Here is a 20,571-nt window from a genome sequence, read left to right as displayed (position 1 = left end):
ATATGATTAAAAGATTTATTTCATATTATAGACCCCATTGGAAATTATTCCTTCTAGATATGATATGTGCATTTAGTATAGCTGTCATAGATTTACTATATCCAGTGGCAACTAGAAAGGCAATAAATGATTTAATTCCCAATGGAAAATTGAGACCATTACTTATTATGTGTGGTATTTTAGCAATATTATTTATTGTAAAGTTTGTGTGCAATTATATAGTTGATTGTTGGGGACATATAGTTGGTGTCAGAATGGAATATGATATGAGAAAAGAACTTTTCTCTCATATTCAAAATTTATCATTTAACTATTTTGATAATAACAAGACTGGTCATATAATGTCTAGAATAGTAAATGACTTAAGAGATATAACTGAGCTTGCTCATCATGGTCCAGAAGATTTATTTATATCATTAATAATGATAGTGGGATCTTTCTTTATATTAATTACTATAGAATGGAGACTTACTCTTATTATATTTTTATTTATTCCTATAATGGCTTGGTTTGGAATAATTAAAAGAAGAAAGATGCTAGAATCTTTTAGAAGACAAAGAAGAGAAATAGCCAATGTAAACTCTAGATTAGAAAATAGCATAGCGGGTATTAGAGTTTCTAAGTCTTTTACAAATGAAGAATTTGAAATGGAGAAATTTAATACAGGAAATATTGCATTTAAAGATTCAAGAGAAGGTGCCTTTAAAATTATGGCAGAATTTTCTGCAGGGATACAACTATTCTCAAATACTTTAGATGTAGTAGTATTGTCTTTAGGTGGTATATTCGCATACAATAAGATAATAAGTGTAGGAGATTTAGTAGCATATATTTTATATGTAAACTATTTTTTACAGCCAATTAAAAAGCTTGCTCAATTTATACAACAGTATCAAGATGGAATGAGTGGCTTTGAGAGATTCACTGAAGTAATGGATATACAACCAGATATATATGATAAAGAAAATGCTTTGCAATTAGAAAATATAAATGGCAAAATTGAACTTAAAAATGTTACATTTAGCTATACAGATAGTAACGAAAAAATATTGTCAAATATAAGTTATACTATAAACCCAGGAGAAACATTAGCTTTAGTTGGTCCATCAGGTGGAGGAAAAACTACTCTTTGTCATTTGATACCTAGATTTTATGATGTAGATTCTGGTGAGATACTTATAGATGATATAAATATAGCAGATATAGAATTAAAATCACTAAGACAAAATATAGGCGTAGTTCAGCAAGACGTATTTTTATTTACGGGAACTATAAAAGAGAATATACTTTATGGTAAAATAGATGCGACTGATGAGGAAGTAGTTAAAGCAGCTAAAAGTGCAAATATCCATGATTTTATAATGTCTTTACCTAATGGATATGACACATATATAGGTGAAAAAGGAGCAAAATTATCAGGTGGACAAAAACAAAGGATATCAATAGCAAGGGTATTTTTAAAAGATCCTTCTATATTAATATTAGATGAAGCAACTTCTGCTCTTGATAATGAAAATGAAATAATAATCCAGAAGTCTCTTGAATTACTATCAAAAGGAAGAACTACTATAGTTATAGCTCATAGATTAACAACTATAAGAAACGCTGATAAAATAATTGTTTTAACTGATGAAGGAATAATGGAACAAGGACATCATAAAGATCTAATGCAAAAAGATGGATTATATGCAAAACTTTATAATTCACAGTTTAGAGAAGAAGTATTTGAAAAAATGCCTAATTAGTATTAAGAGTTTAAAAGATTATGAATGAGGGTATTAGTATTTTAAGACCACTTACCTTCAAAGTTATTAATAAAATCCAATGTTTAACCCCAAAATAGACGGCTGAATAAGCCGTCATTTTTTATTATTTTAAATATTTTGTAGTGACAAAATGTAACTCTCATACATAGTATATTTAGTAAAGTTAATTAAAAAGGAGAGATAATATGTCTACATTTTATGATTATGAGCCTTATCCTGATATCTACTATATAATTTACCCTAAGGTAAAGAACTATCTTGAAGAATATACTAATAGTGTTGGAATTACACAAGATATATCTCGAAATGAGATAGAAGGGATGGTAGATGAAATATATGGAAAAATTTTAGAAGATTATCCAGAAATAGCTGATGATGTACATGAGTTGGATGTAACAAGTGAAGAGGTAGACTCACAGATAAGACCTGTACCTAGAAGAAGAAGGAGAAGATTGTTAAGAGATATAGTAACAATAATATTTTTAGATGAATTATTTAGACACCGAAGACGTAGAAGACGTAGACATCATAGTCATCATAATCCTTATTCATATTATGATGATCCATACTATGGATATTATTATGACCCAGGATATTGGTACTAAAAATTAGAGGATGGAATAAATTCCATCCTCTTTTTATATTTTAGTAAGGAGATAAAAAGTTGGTTATAGACTATTTAGTCTAGGTATACCTTATATTTGTTGCAGAGCTAGCAATTACTCCATCATTTTTATAAGAATATAAATTAGCATTGCTATTTGGATTACTTATTAATCCTAAACCACCAACAGGACTTAAAGCAGCACTATTACTTAAATTATTTGTTAATCCTAAATTACTAACAGAGTTTAAATTAGCGTTACTACTTAAATTACTCAAAGAATTTAAATTAGCACTACTACTTAAACCACTTGTTAATCCCATTCTTTCTTTTGCTTGTTTTATTTCAAGGGCTTTTAAATTTTGGGAAAAACTACTATTATAATTATTGTTCATAGTGACCCTCCAACAAATGAATTATTGTAAGTGTATTGATACTTACATATATATTATTAGTAGAATACTTAGTAAATATAAGCTACAATAACTAGGAAAAATTGAAAGTATTTCTTAAAGATTATATACTTAAAACTGAAGATATTATTAGATAATTTATATTAATATTTACTTGAAAAATAAAGGTTATGTATGAAAGGATAAAACTATGAATATATCTAAGAATAATAAAGTTAGTATTGTTAAGATATTAATATCTATAATAATTTTTTTATTATCCATAAAATTTGAAAATGTAAGTAATTATAGATTATTTATATTTTTAGCAATATTTATTGCATATTTAACTGTTGGCATTATAAGAAATATTTATACTAGATTTAAATATTTATATGTTTTTTCGTTTTTAATAGATATATTATTAATATTTTACTTAGAACATAACTCAAAATATCTTATAAACTATTTTTTACATTTATTTTATATAATAATCTTAGTAGAAATATCATTGTCACTGGAACTAAAATATAGAATAACTATGAGTGTACTAACTTTATTAATATCTTTAATAAAGTATTGTATTTTAATATATTATAAAAATAATTTAGGAAATATATCTGAGATGTTATTTTTTACACTTATAAGTATTTTGGCTACAGTAATTATTAATTTCGCTAGATATTATAAAGAAGAAAAAGAAAAGAAAGATGAATTATATATGAGTTTATTAGAAGCACATAGAGATCTAAGAAAATATGCTGATGTTGTGGAACAATATTCTAAAATAGAAGAGAGAACTAGAATTGCTAGGGACATTCATGATACGCTAGGTCACGAAATGACAGCTCTTATTATGCAATTAGAAATGTCTAGCCATTTAATGGATAAGGATATACAAAATGCTAAAAATTATTTAAATGATGCTAAAACTTCTGCTAGGGAGAGTCTTATAGAAGTAAGAAAAATTATAGAGACATTAAAAATAAATAACAATAATTTAAACATATTTGAATCTATAAAAGAAATGTCTAATAGTTTTTCTAATAAGACAGGTGTAAATATAGATATTAAAATAGATGGAGATATTGTAAAAACAAATCCTACAATAGAAGCTGCTCTCTATAGAACGATTCAGGAGTCTATTACAAATGCAGTAAGACATGGAAAAGCTAAAAATATATTTATATTTATAATTTGTAAATTTGATGTAATTAACTTTGAAATATGTAACGATGGATTCAATATAGACAAAATAAAAGAAGGAAACGGAATAAAGGGAATGAAAGAAAGAATATATAGTTTAAATGGAGAAATAAACATAGAAAGTAGAGAATCATTTAAAGTAAGTGGATTTATTCCATTAGATAGAGGTGACATAAATGATAAGAGTATTGATAGCTGATGACCAAAGCATATTAAGAGAAGGTTTAAAAATGATATTATCTGCTGAAGAAAATATAGAAATATGTGGACTAGCTTCAGATGGAAAAGAAGCATATGACATGTGTAAAATACATAATCCAGATATTGTACTTATGGATATTAAAATGTCCAATATGAATGGAGTAGAATCTACAAAACTTATAAAAAGAGATTTACCAGATATAAAGATAATTGTATTAACTACATTTAATGATGATGAATATATATTTGATGCCTTGAGATATGGAGCAATAGGATATATGCTAAAAGATTCTACACCAGAAAAAATAGCGGAAGCTATAAGAACGGTTTATAATGGTGGAGCTTTGATACAGCCAGATATAGCACTAAAAGTTTTAGATAAATTTGCGTCATTAGCAAATTACAAACCAGAATATAAGATAGTTGATAAAAGGATAAGTGAGCTTACAGATAGAGAAACAGTTATATGTAAACTCATAGGTGAAGGTAAGAATAACGGAGAAATAGCTAAAGAATTATTTTTAAGTGAAGGAACAGTTAAGAATCATATTACAAACATACTGGACAAGTTAGATCTTAGAGATAGAACACAATTAGCTATATTTGTTTTAAAAAATATGTAATTATTAGTTATATTAATTTCAAAGAATTTTAGTTAAATAGCATATCTAATAAATAAAAAAATTCTAAATCCTGTATTGTTGTATAGTTTTTCATACAAGATTTAGAATTTTTTTATTTATTAAAGAACTTAATAGATATGTCATTTATGACAAAAGTCATATATAATTAGTGAATTTATGTACAGGAAAAGTTTGACTAAAGATATTAAAATATAAATAAGGATAATAAATCGAGACTTTAATAGTTTATATAATTATAAGAGGAGGGATTTTATGAAAAAACTACTTCTTTTATTCATAGCTAGTATATCATTAATGTTTTCAGCATGTACACAAAATTCTTTTAAAGAATATATTAGTGCGGTTAATAAAACAAGTAACATACAAAAAGGCCAGAATTCTTTAAAAATGAATGTAAAAAATAGTTATGATTTAGAAGGTGCTTCTAAAGAAGAGATAAGACAGTTAAACTATTTTAAAAACTTAGAATTAAAAAATAATGTAAAATTTGATAAGAAAAATAAGCAGATAATAGCTAGAAATTATATGAATCTTGGTGGGATGGGTTTTGATACAAATTACTATCAAAACAAGGATCAACACTTTGTAAAAATGCCTATGTTAGGTAAGTATTTTTTAGTTGATGATGAGGTGAAAAATGCTCAGAAAGAAGACATAGATAATGATAATAATCTAAGTGATATATTTAAAGAACTAGAAAGAAACTGGATCAGTATACTAAAAGAAAAAGATGTAGTTACAGGCAAAGATACTCTTATATCAACAGAAGATGGGGAAGTAAAGGTTAAGGAATTTAAAATACAATTAAATGATAGTCAATTAAAAAAGCTATTAGAAAAGTCACTGGATGTTATTGAAAAAGAAGGCTTTATAGAAAAAATAATTAAACAGAGCGAATATATGAATAACAATCCAATAAAATATAACGAAACAGAAGTAGATATAAATGAGGGCATAAAAGACTTTAGAAATAAGTTAAAAGATATGAAGTTTGAGTCTTTTGATTATAAAGGATATATAGATATTGACGGATATATTATACAAGAAGATATAAAAGTGAAAGCTAAATTTAAAGATTCAAAGAAAGATAAGATTACAGAAAGTATTATGGAAATTCAAACTAAAAATTGGAGTATAGAAAAGAAACAAGAGTTTGATTTTCCAAAATTGAATAAAACAAATATATTAAAAAAAGAAGAACTTGAACAAGGAATTCCATATATATTTAAAGATTTTTCAAATAAAGAAGTAGAGGAGGAATAACATGATTTTACTCCAAGTAAAAAATCTAAAAAAATATTTTAAAGAATTAAAGGCTGTAGATGGAGTAGATTTTGAAATAGAACAAGGAGAAATATTTGGATTATTAGGACCTAATGGTGCGGGAAAATCTACAACAATATCTATGTTGTCTACACTTACTAAGCCAACAGAAGGGGAGATATTTTATAAAGGAGAAAGTATATTAAAAAATCCTAAGTATATACAAGAAAAGCTAGGGGTTGTACCACAAGATATAGCCCTATATCCTATGCTTACAGGATATGAAAACTTAAAGTTCTGGGGACATATTTATGGATTAAGAAAGAAGAAACTAGAAAATAGAATACATGAAGTTGCCGAGATTATAGGACTTAAAGACAAGCTAAAAGAAAAAGTAGAAAAATATTCTGGTGGTATGAAAAGAAGAATAAATATAGGGGCTGCTTTGTTACATGAACCCGAATTACTTATAATGGATGAGCCTACAGTTGGTATAGATGCTCAATCAAGAAATCATATTTTAGATACAGTTATTGATTTAAATAAAAAAGGAATGACTATTATATATACAAGTCACTATATGGAAGAAGTAGAGCTGTTATGTAATAAAATAAGCATAATGGATAAAGGTAGAATCATAGAAACAGGAACCAAGGAAGAATTAAAAAGTCTAATAAATGAAGATAAAATAATTCTATTAAGATTAGATAACATAACAGATCAAACTATATTTAAGCTGAATGAAATTAAAGACATAAAAGATATCGAAATAAATGATGATACTATAGTTTTAAAAGTAGAAGATACTAAAAAACTGTTTGAAGAATTAGTACTTAAAGTAGGTGAAACAAACAGTAATATAATATCAATAGATGTAAAAAGACCAAATCTTGAAAGTGTATTTTTAAATTTAACAGGAAAAACCCTTAGAGATTAAAGGAGGGACGAGAGAGCATGTGGCATGTCATTTTAAAAGACTTAAAAGTATTATTGTCAGATAAAAAGTCTATGGCTATTTTAATAATTATGCCAATAATATTAATATCAATATTAGGAAATTCACTAAAAGATATGTTTACAGATAAAATAGATACTTCAAAGAAAGAAGTGGCTATAGTTAAAAACTACAATATATCTAAAGAGACTAATGATTTTATAAAATTTTTAGAAGAAAATGGCTTTGTTAAAGATAATAATAAGGAGTTAGTTAGTAAAGTAAAAGATTTTAATATTGAAGAGGAAATTATAAATAATTTTATTAAAAATAAAGATATTAAAAAAGTTATAAAATTTAGAATCCTAGAAGAAGAACAGGCTAAAAAGTTACTTGAGAAAGAGAAAATATCTGGAATAATTATATTTCCAAAGAACTTTATATTTAACATGTATGCGAATTTTTTTACTCCTTTTAGAAATAATATGGAAGTTAAAGTTATAAGTCATCCAGATAAGCTAATGAGTGGAAAAATAATAGAAGGAATTACAAAAGGATTTACTGATAAATTAGCAACCATAATCATAGGCAAGAATGTGTTCTTAGAAACAGCTTTTGAAAATAATTTAGGAAGTAGTAGCTTTGAAAAACTAGATAAGGTTATTAATGAAATATCAGATAGCTTTAAAGATGTGAGTGTTTCTATAAACAGCAAATCAATAAACGGCAAGAAAGCTTTATCAAGTTTTCAATTTTATTCAGTTGGTATGGCAACTATGTTTATAATATATACAGTTTCCCAAGGAGGAATGTTATCGTTAGAAGAAAAAAGAAATCTAACTTATCAAAGAATGGTTATAGCAGGAATGTCAAGATTCAATATTTTGATGGGAAAGTTTTTTACTATATTTTTACTCGCAATAGTACAGATGAGCTTAATAATAGGATTTACCAGTATATTATTTAAAGTAGATTGGGGAAATATGTTACACGTAATGATGGTAACTCTATCTTTAATATTTGCAGTTGCTGGATTAGGTACACTTACTTCAGTATTAGCTTTTAAGTGGGAAAGTGATAAAATGGTAAATGCTTTTGATACGATAGTAGCAAATCTTATGGCCATACTTGGAGGAAGCATGTTTCCACTAGAAGCATTCCCAAAATTCTTACAAAGTTTTAGATATTTAACATTAAATGGTCTAGGAATTGAAGCTTATCAGAATGTTATGCTAGGAAATAGTATAGAGAAAATAAGAACACCTCTTTTATTATTAATTAGTATAGGAACGATTTTTATACTAATAGCTACATTCTTTGCAAAAAAGGAAGAGAGGTGTAGTAATGCTTAGTATATTGAAATTAAGAATTATGATATTTAGACATGAAATGAGCATTATGCTAATAATGACATTATTAGCACTAGGAATGGCCTTTATAGCAGGAAGTGCTCAAAATGCAGGTTATGTTCCTAAAGTTGCAATAGTAGATAGTGATAATTCACAATATTCTAAAATGATGGTAGAAGAGCTTAAAAAAGATAATTCATTTAGGTACAATATATTGAGTTATAAAAATGGACTAAAAAGCTTAGAGTCTAATGAAGTTTTTGCAGTAGTAAATTTAGAAAAAGGATTTGGAGAATCTTTAAAAGACAATAGAAAAATAGAAATAAATTTGATGAAAATTAAAGAAGATATAAATACAATGACTTTAGAAAATATATTAAAAGATAATGCTGATAAAGTCTTTAGTAATATAAAAATAGCAAAAACAACTTCAAAATATTTAAATAGTGATAAATTTGAAGAAGCTTATAACAAGAGTATAGAGGGATGGAAGTATAAAAATCCATTTGAAATAAAAAAAGAAGTAATAAGTGGTAGTGGAATTGGTAACTATGATAATGCAAAACACATAGTTATAGGTTTTTCTTTATTTTTTTCAATGTATACAATAGTATTTAGTGTAGGAGATATATTAAGAGATAAACAACTTAAAACTTGGCAAAGAGCATTAGTTTCTCCCATATCAAATAAAGCGTTACTAGGTGGTAATCTCATAGTATCTTTCATTATAGGATTATTTCAAGTTAGTATAATATTATTTGGGGGAAAATATTTGTTCAATTTAGATTTAGGAAACAATATGTTAGCGATATTTATTGTAATATCATGTTTTGTATTTGTAACAGTATCACTAGGATTGTTCTTAGTTAGTATATTAAAAAATCAAAGACAACTTTCTGCTGTTTCACCAATAGCGTTAACAGCTACATCTATGCTAGGTGGATGTATGTGGCCACTTGATATAATTAGTTCTAAAATAATATTGGCACTTGCAAATATAACACCTCAAAAATGGGCTGTAGAAGGTATTGAAAAGATAGCTATGTATGGATATGATGTTAATTCGATAATAGTACCATGTTTAGTTCTGATAGGAATGGGAATTGTATATTTTACTCTAGGGTGTATGACTATGAAGTATGAATAACATAACACTTAAAAAGAACAAAAATTTATGAATAAATTTTTGTTCTTTTTTGATTTGATACTTTACAACTTTATCATATTAAAGTATAATACATATAGAATATTTAATATGCAGGAGGAATTAGGATGAAAAAAGGAATAATAGCATTGATTATAAGTATACTATTAATTTCATTATTATTTACTGGTTGTGGTAGTAAAGAAACATCAGGAAAAGCTGATGATTCTCTTAATAAGATAAAAGAAAGCGGTAAGTTTGTTGTAGGACTAGATGATAGCTTTCCACCAATGGGATTTAGAGATGATAAGGGAGAAATAATAGGATTTGACATAGATTTAGCAAAAGAAGTTGCTAAGAGGATGGGAGTAAAAGCTGAGTTTAAGCCAGTTGAATGGAAAGGAGTTACACTAACTCTTAAAAAAGGCGATATAGATTTAATCTGGAATGCATTTACTAAAACTGAAGATAGAAAGAAACAAGTTAACTTTTCAGATACTTACCTAGCAAACAAACAAATTTTAGTGGTAAAGAAAGGTTCTAGTATAAAAACTAAAGAGGATTTAAAAGGAAAAATATTAGGACTACAAATGGGAAGTACTGCTGAGGATGCACTAAAAAAGAATAAAGAAGTATCAGATGTTTTAAAAGATGTTAAAAAATATTCTAATAATGTAGAAGCACTTATGGATTTATCAGCAGGAAGAATAGAGGTTTTACTTGTAGATGAAGTAGTTGGGAAATATTATCTTAAAAAGAAACCAGGAGAATATGAAATATTAAAGGACTATCTTGAAAAAGAAGAGTATGGTGTTGGAATTAGAAAAGAAGATAAAGCACTTTTAAAAGAATTAAATAAAATTTTAGCTGAAATGAAAGCTGACGGAACTACTGATAAAATCTCTAATGAATGGTTTGGAGAAGATCAGTAGCTAAATAGGAGGACTTAAGTTGGAGAAGTTACTAGATATGATAGTTTATATTTTAAAAGGTTGCGGTGTTACAGTCTCACTATCTATTGTTACAATGATTTGCTCTATACCACTAGGAGTAATTGGAGCTATAGGAAAAATATCAGGAGTTAAAATATTAAAGAGTATTTTAAATATATACACATGGATATTTAGAGGAACACCTTTATTACTACAAGTATTCTTTGTGTACTATGGAATACCAATAATATTTCCAGCATTAAATATGCCTGCTTTTGCTGCTGCTGCAATAACTTTTTCACTCAATTATGGAGCGTATCTTACAGAAGTATTTAGAGCAGGGATAGAATCAATAGATAAAGGACAGTATGAAGCGTCAAAAGCCTTAGGATTTAATTATAAGCAAACTATGAGGCATATTATACTTCCACAGACTGTAAGAAGAGTAATACCTCCTACTTGTAACGAATCAGTTAATCTTATAAAAGATACTGCACTAGTTGCAGCTATAAGTATGGGGGACTTATCAAGGGCAGCTAGTGAAATAGTAACAAGAGATCTTGTAATTACTCCTTTTATAATAGCAGCTGGAATATATCTTATAATGACTTCTGTATTAATGTTTGGATTTAGAAAGTTAGAAGATAGATACTCTATATACCAATAAAATATTAGATTGTTATAAAAAACCTGTAATTTTTGTTACAGGTTTTTTTATTTTTTGAACCCAAATAATATGATGTTAAGATATATTGAAAACAGTAATATATATTGTCTTATAATTATTTAAGGTTTATTTAAGGTTCAGGTGATATGAGTTTAAGGTTGATATTTTATAATACTATTGAAAGTAATAAAGGAGGTAGCTAAATGAGTGAATATATAATAAAAACTGAAAACTTAACTAAAAGATTTGGAAAGTTTACAGCTGTAGATAGTATTAATTTAGAAGTTAAAGAAGGACAAATATATGGATTTTTAGGACCTAATGGTGCAGGGAAATCTACAACCATTAGAATGCTTTTAGGACTTATTAGACCTACTAATGGAAGTATAAAAATATTTAATAAAAATGTTACCACGAATAATCTAGATATATTAAAAAATATAGGGTCTTTAGTTGAGTATCCTTCCTACTATGAGAACTTAACTGCTTTTGAAAATTTGAGTATAAGTGCAAACATATTAGGACTTAAAAAAGACGAAATAAGTAGAGTATTGAATATAGTAGGATTAGAAAAATGGCAAAACTCTCAAGTAAAAAAGTTTTCTTTAGGAATGAAACAAAGATTAGGAATAGCACAGGCTTTACTTGGAAATCCAAAACTTTTGATATTAGATGAACCTACAAATGGATTAGACCCAGCAGGTATTCAAGAAATTAGAGAACTTATAAAGAGCTTACCTGAGAAGCAAGGAATGACTGTTTTAGTGTCTAGTCATATATTAAGTGAAATAGAAATAATGGCGACGCATATAGGAATAATTAATAAAGGTAAGATTCATTTTCAAGGAAGTATGGAAGAGTTAAAAAGATCTATAAGTGAAGAAATTCAAATTAAAACCAAAGATATTAAAAATTCATATTATTTTTTAATTAAAAGTGGATATGCTGCGGAAATAAAAGGAGATAAAATATGCGTTCCTTCTGAACAAGGAAATCCAGAAGATATAAATGGACTTTTAGTAAATGAAGGTCATCAAGTATACTATTTAAACAAACAACAAGAATCTTTAGAAGAGATATTTTTAAATATGACCCAGAGTGAGGTGAAATAGTAATGGCTTTTATGGAATGTATAAATTCTGAAATTCTTAAACACAAAAGAACACTATTTAAAAAATTACTATTTCTATTTCCAATAGGTGAGGCTTTTTTGGTTTTCTTAGATATCTATATTAGAAAAGATTATTTAATAGAAGTTTATTCTCAAAGAGGCCTTGGAAAATGGGATATGATTTTTTTAGAGAACTATGGTACTGCTGGATATGCTATCTTTTTTACTATGTTCTCTATAATTATAGCAAGTATTGTTTTCAGTATAGAAGATAAAAATGGAGGATGGAAATATAGCCTTACAATACCTTTATCTAAAGAAAAGTTATATATATCTAAATATATAACTAGTATAATAGCTACTTTTACAGTTCCTGTTTTGAATACTTTAGGACTAATAATAATAGGTCTTATATTTGGATTTGAAAAAGAATTTGATATAGTTATACCACTAAAAAATATAGTATTTCAATGGATTGCTCTATTTGGAATAATTAGTACTCAACAGTTTTTATCGGTAATTAATAAAAATAATATAAAATCTGTTTCATACGGAGTGCTAGGAACATTTCTAGGTGTTTCCATTGTTAAAAATAGTGGACTAGGGTACTTTATTCCTTACAACTATTTATTTTTAGCGTATTACACAGATATTGAGATCAAAAAGTTAGTTTTAGGAAGCTTAATAAGTACTGCTATATTCTTAACTCTAGGGGTAGTTACTTTTAAGAGAAAAGATATCACTAATTAGAAAATAATATTTATTGAGGAGGGATAAAATGATAAGATTATTGAAAAGTGAATTGCTAAAGCTTAAAAATTCAGGGATTTTTTCTTTATTGATTTCAATTCCTATTTTTATATTATTACTATCTTTTGCAAGGGAAAAAAAGGGATTTATAGATTGGATAGACTTATATGTAAGTATAATTCCATTCTATGCTCAATTTTTATTTCCTATACTTATATGTGTAATTATGGCTATATTAATGAAAATAGAGCATAGTGGAAATGGATGGAGAAAAATGCTTTCTTTGCCTATTAGAAGAGGTAACTTTTATATTACAAAGCTTATTATAGGATATATTTTAGTTCTAATAAACGTTATATTAGTTTCTTGTGCATTAGTACTAATAGGAAAAATAAATGGAATAACAGATCCTATAAATTATGAAGTATTATTTAAAGGACCTATTATAGCATATATATCAGCTTTTCCTATAATACTCATTCAATATTTATTATCAGTAAATCTTACTAATTCCTTATATTCTATTGGAATAGGACTAATACTAAATATGCCGGCAATACTAGCTGCTAATTCAAAAAGATTTTGGATGTATTATATATGGGATTATCCAATATTATCTTTTTATGGAGGGTTCAATGAGGCATTGCAAAAAGAATTTAATTATCCAATAGCAAGTCTCATTATATTTTCAATAATATTCCTAGTAGGACTAGTTTGTTTAAAAAGAAGAGATGTGTTAAATTAAAGTAGATAAATTGTTTTAGGAAAGGGATAAAACTAGAATGAATGAAAGAATACTTTTAATAGATGATGAAGTTGAACTCTTAAACCTTATAGAGACGGTACTCAGAAAAGAAGGATTTGAAAATATTTTTAAGGCAAAAACAGCTTTAGATGGAATAGAAATGTGTAAAATTAAAAGTCCAGACATTATAGTTCTAGATATTATGCTCCCAGATATAGATGGTTTTGAAGCCTGTAAAAAAATAAGAGAAATAACTTATTCGCCTATTATATTTTTATCTGCAAAATCTGAAGATATAGATAAAATACTTGCTCTTGGGCTAGGTGGAGATGATTATGTTACAAAACCATTTAGTCCAAAAGAGCTTGCTTTTAGAATAAAGGCACATTTAAGAAGAATAGATTATATGAAAAATACATTATTGAAAGAAAATAAGACTCTTAAGTTTGGAGATATAGAAATTAATGAAGAAAAATCAATAGTATTAAAAAAAGGTAAAGAAATAGAATTAAAAGCTAAAGAATATCAACTGCTTTTATATATGGCTAAAAATATTAATCAGATACTAAGTAAGGAAAAGCTATTCGAACAAGTATGGGGAGAGGAAAGTATAGGATATGACAATACTATAATGGTTCATATAAGAAGAATAAGAGAAAAAATAGAAAATGAACCTTCTAATCCTGAATATATTAAAACCATAAAAGGTCTAGGATATAAGCTAGTAAGTAAGGAAGATTAAGATGGGATTTAAATATAAAGCTAAAGGTAAAATAATTAATAGATTCATAGGAGCGTTAATATTATGTGCTCTTTCAGTTATTATCATAAATTTTATAATAGTAGGATTTGTCTTAGCCAAAAGATATAATATTAGAGATCAAAAAAAAGAAATTGTAAATATAGATAAATACGTAAGTGAATTCAAGAAATATATAACTTTTAAAGATAATACTCCTTATATGTCTAAAAAAGGATTGGACAAAGTCGTTGAGAATCAAGGTTGGATACAAATTTTAGATGAGAATGGAAGAGAGGTGTATAGTTATAAAAAAACTAAAGATACTCCTAGCAAGTATTCTCCAATAGAAATAGTAAACTTTAATAGATATGATATGGGTGATAGTACTATTTTTGTAGATTATATAGAAAAGGAAAACTATAAATGGACTTATATTATAGGATTTCCAAAAAGTAAAATAGTAAAATATACATTATATTTTAATCCTACGAATGTAGCAGAAGCTATATTTGGAAGTAAATCTTTTTGGATACTAGCTATAGATATTATAGCTATAGCAATCATAGGAAATATGTTTGGTATTAAACTTACTAGACCTTTAGAAAAAATAATTGAAGGAATTAAGAATCTTTCTAAAGGCTATTATGACATTGTTTATGAAGAAAAAGGAGTTTATAAAGAGGTATTTACTAATTTAAATACTCTTTCTGATAATTTAAGGGAAAGTCAAGAAGAAAGAAGACAAATTGAAAAGTTCAGGCAAGAATGGATATCTAATATATCTCACGATATAAAAACTCCATTGTCATCTATAAAAGGTTATGCAGAGATAATAAGAGATACTGAATATCACTGCACAAATGAGGAGATACAGAGTTATGTAGATATTATATTTAACAAATCATTGTATCTTCAAAATTTAGTAGAAGATTTAAACTTAACATATAAATTTAAAAACAATATGATTATATTAGATAAACAAAGAGTAAATATAATAGGATTTATTAAGGAGTCTATAATAGATATTCTAAATGATCCTAAATATTCTCACATAAATATAGAACTTAAATATGAAAAAGAACCAATACATGTGGATATAGATATGAACTTTTTTAAAAGAGCTTTAAATAATTTGATTTATAATGCAATCATACACAACAATAAAGATGTTAATATACAAGTTATAGTTGTAGATAAAGTCAATAAGGTATCTATAAAAATTAAAGATGATGGTAAAGGTATAGATCAAAATGATTTAAAAAATGTTTTTAAAAGATACTATAGAGGCACAAATACTTCCGAAATTCATAAAGGATCAGGCCTAGGCATGGCTATATCAAAGGATATAATAGAAGTTCATGGAGGAACCATAGAGATAGATAGTAAAAAGGGAGAAGGAACAGAAGTTACTATTATAATAAATAAAATATAAATACAATATGAATAAGACAACACAGAAGAGTAGATAAAAAATTACAACGACATTTTAAACTAAATAAATTACTTTATTTCATCTTTATTTATATTATCAATACATGTTTACATTAGAAAATATTTAGATTAAAAGTATTTATATATCTTTAATAACTATACTCTGAACTTAGTAAGAGCTATAGTTATTTTTTTAGTTGCATTTTGTCAAATTTGATGGTATTATGTCCGTTGTGCGTATTTATAATTATTATAATATTAAGGAGGACTATATGAAATTAAACGAAACTCAAAATGTAAAAGTTGTTACTGCTGATCCATCAGCATTAGGGTTATTTGGACTAGCTATGGTTACATTAGTAGCTTCTAGCCAAAAGCTTGGATTTACTAGTGAAGTATCTCTTGTAATACCTTGGGCAATATTTTTAGGTAGTTTTGCACAATTATTTGCTTGTATCAATGATGCTAAAAAAGGCAATGTTTTTGGTACTACTGCTTTTGGTGGTTATGCTTTTTTCTGGTTTGGTACTGCTTTTTCCTGGCTTATAAAGATGGGTGTATTTGGAGAAAAGCTAGCTTCTACTGCTGACCCTAATCAACTAGGAATTGCATTTGTTGGATATTTAATTTTTACTATTTATATGACTATAGGAGCTATGGAAACTCATAAAGTATTATTTACAATTTTCTTCTTAATTGATTTATTGTTCTTAGGATTGTCTCTTAGTTCATTCAATATTGCATATGGATTTTCAAGTAAACTTGCTGGATATGCAGAACTATTAATATCTTTATTCTCATTTTATGGTTCAGCAGCATCAATATTAAATGCTCACTTTGAAAGAGAATTCCTACCTGTAGGAAAACCTTTTGGTATTTTTAAAAAATAGTAAATCCTACATAAACAAAGAGCATATCTTTTTATTCGGATGTCCCGATTTGTTTTCTGATTCATCTATTAATCTAAGACAGAAAAAGAATAAATAAAAATAACATATTAAGTTATTTGAGATATTGTTAATAGAGTGTAGACTTTAATTTATTAGGAAGAGACAATTATAATAAAAGTTTTATATCTAGGATTGCCATGATAATGTAATATTATAAAGCATATGAATTATAACTAAAGATATAAATACTTTAATAAAATAATTAACTATAATTTTAAGTAATATAAAAGGCTTATTTCTGTACAAGATTAATACTTGATACAGAAATAAGCCTTTTACATTATGTACATTTACATTAGTAATTATAATTTCTTAATCATAAAGATAAATTAATATTCTAGATATAGATTGATAGTGTTTATACTATCTTAGAGCTTTTCTAACTAATTTGATAATAATATAAACAACTGATATGAGAACAATAGTAGAGATAATTTGAAGAACAAAATTCAAGAAATTAGGAAGTATATTCACAGATATATCCATACTCTTTATTCACCCCTTTTTATTTAAAATCATAGTACCATGAATCTAATGAATATTCAATAAGGTAAATAATTATTAATAAAAATACCATATTGACTACGTAGTCAATTAGGTGTAGAATATAATAAAATTGACCAGGTGGTTAATAAAATTAAAGGGGTGAAAGTATGGAAAATAATATATTTCTTAAATTATCAGATGTATCAAAAGATTATAAACTTGGTGAAGTAACAGTAAAAGCACTTAAGAATGTTTCTTTAGAAATAAATGACGGAGAATTTGTAGTTATACTAGGTCCTAGTGGTTCAGGAAAAAGTACTCTACTGAACATTATTGGAGGAATGGATATACCTACAGAGGGAGAAGTCCTGTTAAATGGAGAAAATATTACTAAGTATAATGATAAGAAACTTACTGAATATAGAAGAAATAGTATAGGATTTGTATTTCAGTTTTATAACCTTACATCTAATTTAACATCGAAAGAAAACATAGAACTTGCTACAGAAATATGTAAGAATCCTTTAAGTATAGATACAATAATTGATGAAGTTGGTCTCAATGACAGAAAGAATCACTTTCCATCTCAATTAAGTGGAGGAGAACAACAAAGAGTAGCTATAGCAAGAGCAATTGCTAAAAATCCAATGTTGTTACTTTGTGATGAACCAACAGGAGCATTAGATTATGAAGTAGGAGTGTCAATACTTTCACTACTTAAAAAAATAAATAAAAATCATAACAAAACAGTTGTAGTTATAACTCATAATGCCCCTATAGCTGATATGGCCGATAGAGTTATAAGAATGAGAAGTGGAACTATTATTGAAAATGTCATAAATGAAAATCCAATAAGCCCAGAAAGGATTGTTTGGTAATGAAAAAGTTAAATATTAGAGCATTAAGACTAATAAAGGATTCAAAAGGACAATTCTTAGCGGTTACTATATTAATAATAGTTGGACTTATGATATATGTTGCACTCAGCATGGGCTCAGTTAACTTAGCAGATGGTGTTAATTATTACTATGATAAAACTAATTTTGCAGATATATATGTGAATTTTTTTAATATCGATAAAGAATCAATAAGAGACATAGATAAAATTGAAAATGTTAAGGATGTAGAAGGTAGATTAGTATTAGACGGTCAAATAAAAGTGGAAAGTAAATTAGATAAGATAAAAACTAGGGTAATATCATTACCTGAAAAGAATAATATAAATAAGCTTTATACTATAAATGGAGAAAATAACATAGACTCAGATAAAGAAGTATTGATTATAGAACAATTTGCAAAAGCAACAGGATTAAAAGTTGGAGATACACTAAAGCTTTATATACAAGGTGAAAACTATGAACTTAAAATAAAAGGTATAGTGGCTAGTCCAGAATATGTTTATATAATGGAAAATGAACAAAGCTTATTACCAGCAGAAGATAAGTTTGGGATAATATATGTTTCTGAAAGCTTTTTAGAAAACAACCTAAGTTTGAAAAATCAATATAATGAGATAACTATAAAAGTAAAAGATGAAAGCAAGATAAAAGATACAAAAGAAATATTAAATAATAAACTAAAAAAATATGGAATTATAAGGTTATATTCTAAGGATGAACAACTTAGCAATAGAATAATATCTGATAAACTAGATGGAGTGAAAAAAGTATCTGATAGTGTACCTATAATTTTTTTAGGAGCTGCTGCTATAATTATATCAGCTATGTTATCAAGAATGATTAAAAATGATAGAATACCTATAGGAGTTCTCAAAGCACTAGGTTACAGTAACAAATCAATAATGTTTCACTATATTAAAATTAGCTTAATAATAGGGGTTATAGGATCTACTATAGGAATAATCTTGGGAACTATATTATCAAGTAGCATAGGTAATTTGTATGCGACGTATTTTAACATACCTGTTCTTAAATTTAACTTCTATTATAAGTTTTTATTTTCAGCATTAGCTATATCAGTAATATTTTGCGGATTATCAGGAGCTTTTAGTTCAAGAAAGATAATGAAGATACTGCCATCAGAATCTATGAAGCCAGAAACTCCTAAATTAGGAAAAGGAATATTGCTAGATAAAGTTAATTTTATATGGAGTAGACTATCATTTACTTCAAAGATGGTAATGAGAAATATATTTAGAAATAAGAAGAGATTAATATTTACTTCATTAGGAATAGCAATATCTTTTGCTATAACTTTAATGCCTTTAGCACAAAAAAATGCTTTCAATAGTGTATTTAATGATCATTACTCAAAATTTTTAAGAATGGATTATAATATAGATTTTAATAAACCTGAAGAATTAAAAGCTGTTAATGATATAGAAAAGATAGTAAATACATCTAATATAGAACCTAAAATTGAATATCCATTTGAGATATCCAAAGAGAGTAATAAGAAAACTGTAAACATAATAGGACTAAAAGAGAATACTAAATCCTATAGATTTACTGATATAGAAAACAAAACTGTAAAATTACCTGAAAGGGGAATCTTGTTATCTCAAGGATTGGCTAACTTTATAGGAGCAAAGAAAGGTGATAAGATAAAAATAAAAAGCTTTGTCCCTGGTAAGAAAGATTTAAATGTAGAAGTAAAAGAAGTAGTAAAGCAGTCTCTAGGAATAAATGGCTATATGAATATAGAGGAAGTGGAAGATGAACTTTTCTATAAAGATAAAATAACAGGGGTATATTTAAATTCAAAGGATAAAGGAAATATAAAAGAGAGTTTAGAAAATATAGAATATATATCCAATGTTCAATCCTTAAATGAAATGAGAACTGTATTTGAAGAATATGTAGACTTATTATTATATACTATAAGTATAATGATTATTTTTGCAGGTATACTTGGATTTGTTATTGTATATAGTTCTACTATTATGAATATAGCCGAGAGAAATTATGAGTTATCAACATTAAGGGTTATGGGATTTTCTAAGAAAGAAATATTTAACATTATATCAAAAGAAAATATAATTATGACTATATTAGGTATATTAATAGGAATACCAATAGGAAATGGAATATTAGCATCTTTAGAAAAAAGTTTTAGTACAGAAATATACACACTTGAGATAAATGCTACAAATGTAGACTATCTAATGGCTAGTGTTATAACTATAGTATTTGTAATATTAGCCCAACTAGTAACTTATAAGAAAATTAACAAGTTGAATTTTATTGAATCATTAAAAAGTAGAGTATCATAGAGAAAATTCTACTTGTTTTAAC

General features: G+C 26.5%; 19 protein-coding genes. 18 read left to right on the top strand and 1 reads right to left on the bottom strand.

Annotated elements, in window-relative coordinates; translation table 11 throughout:
* Positions 1-2 precede the first annotated feature (2 nt).
* Complete coding sequence (locus tag CLPU_RS10300; protein ID WP_050355577.1) at positions 3-1,745, top strand: ABC transporter ATP-binding protein; 1,743 nt, start codon at positions 3-5, stop codon at positions 1,743-1,745.
* Between the two features lie 206 nt (positions 1,746-1,951).
* On the top strand, positions 1,952-2,371 hold the full coding sequence (locus tag CLPU_RS10295) for a hypothetical protein (RefSeq protein WP_050355576.1): 420 nt from the start codon (positions 1,952-1,954) through the stop codon (positions 2,369-2,371).
* 79 nt (positions 2,372-2,450) lie between these two features.
* On the opposite strand, the gene CLPU_RS10290 is transcribed toward CLPU_RS10295, so the two are convergent.
* Positions 2,451-2,765: a hypothetical protein gene (locus CLPU_RS10290; RefSeq protein WP_050355575.1), complete on the bottom strand. Its 315-nt coding sequence runs from the start codon at positions 2,763-2,765 to the stop codon at positions 2,451-2,453.
* A gap of 208 nt (positions 2,766-2,973) precedes the next feature.
* Here CLPU_RS10290 and CLPU_RS17890 point away from each other — a divergent pair, with 208 nt between their 5' ends.
* The 16 genes from CLPU_RS17890 to CLPU_RS10210 all read left to right on the top strand — a co-directional run bounded on the left by CLPU_RS17890 (position 2,974) and on the right by CLPU_RS10210 (position 20,549).
* The gene (locus CLPU_RS17890; RefSeq protein WP_050355574.1) at positions 2,974-4,167 is read left to right on the top strand and encodes a sensor histidine kinase; all 1,194 of its coding nucleotides are present in this window, start codon (positions 2,974-2,976) and stop codon (positions 4,165-4,167) included.
* Positions 4,145-4,792 carry a response regulator transcription factor gene (locus CLPU_RS10280; RefSeq protein ID WP_050355573.1) on the top strand — a complete coding sequence of 216 codons (648 nt, stop codon included), beginning with the start codon at positions 4,145-4,147 and terminating at the stop codon, positions 4,790-4,792. The genes CLPU_RS17890 and CLPU_RS10280 overlap by 23 nt, the downstream gene beginning before the upstream one ends.
* 273 nt (positions 4,793-5,065) lie before the next feature.
* Positions 5,066-6,076 carry a hypothetical protein gene (locus CLPU_RS10275; RefSeq protein ID WP_050355572.1) on the top strand — a complete coding sequence of 337 codons (1,011 nt, stop codon included), beginning with the start codon at positions 5,066-5,068 and terminating at the stop codon, positions 6,074-6,076.
* Between the two features lies 1 nt (position 6,077).
* A complete protein-coding gene (locus CLPU_RS10270; RefSeq protein ID WP_050355571.1) occupies positions 6,078-7,013 on the top strand; it encodes an ABC transporter ATP-binding protein in 936 nt (311 codons plus the stop codon).
* Positions 7,014-7,030: 17 nt separating this feature from the next.
* The gene (locus CLPU_RS10265) at positions 7,031-8,362 is read left to right on the top strand and encodes an ABC transporter permease (RefSeq protein ID WP_050355570.1); all 1,332 of its coding nucleotides are present in this window, start codon (positions 7,031-7,033) and stop codon (positions 8,360-8,362) included.
* Positions 8,355-9,506, top strand: coding sequence for an ABC transporter permease (locus CLPU_RS10260; protein ID WP_050355569.1), 1,152 nt, complete (start codon positions 8,355-8,357; stop codon positions 9,504-9,506). The genes CLPU_RS10265 and CLPU_RS10260 overlap by 8 nt, the downstream gene beginning before the upstream one ends.
* 125 nt (positions 9,507-9,631) lie before the next feature.
* Complete coding sequence (locus CLPU_RS10255; RefSeq protein WP_050355568.1) at positions 9,632-10,435, top strand: amino acid ABC transporter substrate-binding protein; 804 nt, start codon at positions 9,632-9,634, stop codon at positions 10,433-10,435.
* Between the two features lie 19 nt (positions 10,436-10,454).
* On the top strand, positions 10,455-11,102 hold the full coding sequence (locus tag CLPU_RS10250; protein ID WP_097677562.1) for an amino acid ABC transporter permease: 648 nt from the start codon (positions 10,455-10,457) through the stop codon (positions 11,100-11,102).
* Between the two features lie 203 nt (positions 11,103-11,305).
* Complete coding sequence (locus CLPU_RS10245) at positions 11,306-12,214, top strand: ABC transporter ATP-binding protein (RefSeq protein WP_050355567.1); 909 nt, start codon at positions 11,306-11,308, stop codon at positions 12,212-12,214.
* A gap of 2 nt (positions 12,215-12,216) precedes the next feature.
* The gene (locus CLPU_RS10240) at positions 12,217-12,963 is read left to right on the top strand and encodes an ABC transporter permease (RefSeq protein WP_050355566.1); all 747 of its coding nucleotides are present in this window, start codon (positions 12,217-12,219) and stop codon (positions 12,961-12,963) included.
* 28 nt (positions 12,964-12,991) lie between these two features.
* On the top strand, positions 12,992-13,708 hold the full coding sequence (locus CLPU_RS10235; protein WP_050355565.1) for an ABC transporter permease: 717 nt from the start codon (positions 12,992-12,994) through the stop codon (positions 13,706-13,708).
* A 37-nt stretch (positions 13,709-13,745) separates the two neighbouring features.
* A complete protein-coding gene (locus CLPU_RS10230) occupies positions 13,746-14,450 on the top strand; it encodes a response regulator transcription factor (RefSeq protein ID WP_050355564.1) in 705 nt (234 codons plus the stop codon).
* 1 nt (position 14,451) lies between these two features.
* Complete coding sequence (locus CLPU_RS10225; RefSeq protein ID WP_050355563.1) at positions 14,452-15,882, top strand: sensor histidine kinase; 1,431 nt, start codon at positions 14,452-14,454, stop codon at positions 15,880-15,882.
* 271 nt (positions 15,883-16,153) lie between these two features.
* The gene (locus tag CLPU_RS10220) at positions 16,154-16,771 is read left to right on the top strand and encodes an acetate uptake transporter (RefSeq protein WP_050355562.1); all 618 of its coding nucleotides are present in this window, start codon (positions 16,154-16,156) and stop codon (positions 16,769-16,771) included.
* Positions 16,772-17,484: 713 nt separating this feature from the next.
* Entirely contained in the window at positions 17,485-18,195 is a 711-nt protein-coding gene (locus tag CLPU_RS10215) for an ABC transporter ATP-binding protein (RefSeq protein WP_050355561.1), read from the top strand.
* Positions 18,195-20,549 (top strand): ABC transporter permease, encoded by a 2,355-nt coding sequence (locus CLPU_RS10210; RefSeq protein ID WP_050355560.1) that lies wholly within the window; start codon positions 18,195-18,197, stop codon positions 20,547-20,549. Before CLPU_RS10215 ends, CLPU_RS10210 begins: the two co-directional genes overlap by 1 nt.
* Positions 20,550-20,571 lie beyond the last annotated feature (22 nt).

Source organism: Gottschalkia purinilytica, from assembly GCF_001190785.1.
Classification (GTDB): Bacteria; Bacillota; Clostridia; order Tissierellales; family Gottschalkiaceae; genus Gottschalkia_A; species Gottschalkia_A purinilytica.
Note: the sequence above shows the minus strand (reverse complement) of the source record. Positions and strands in the feature narration are given on the sequence as shown.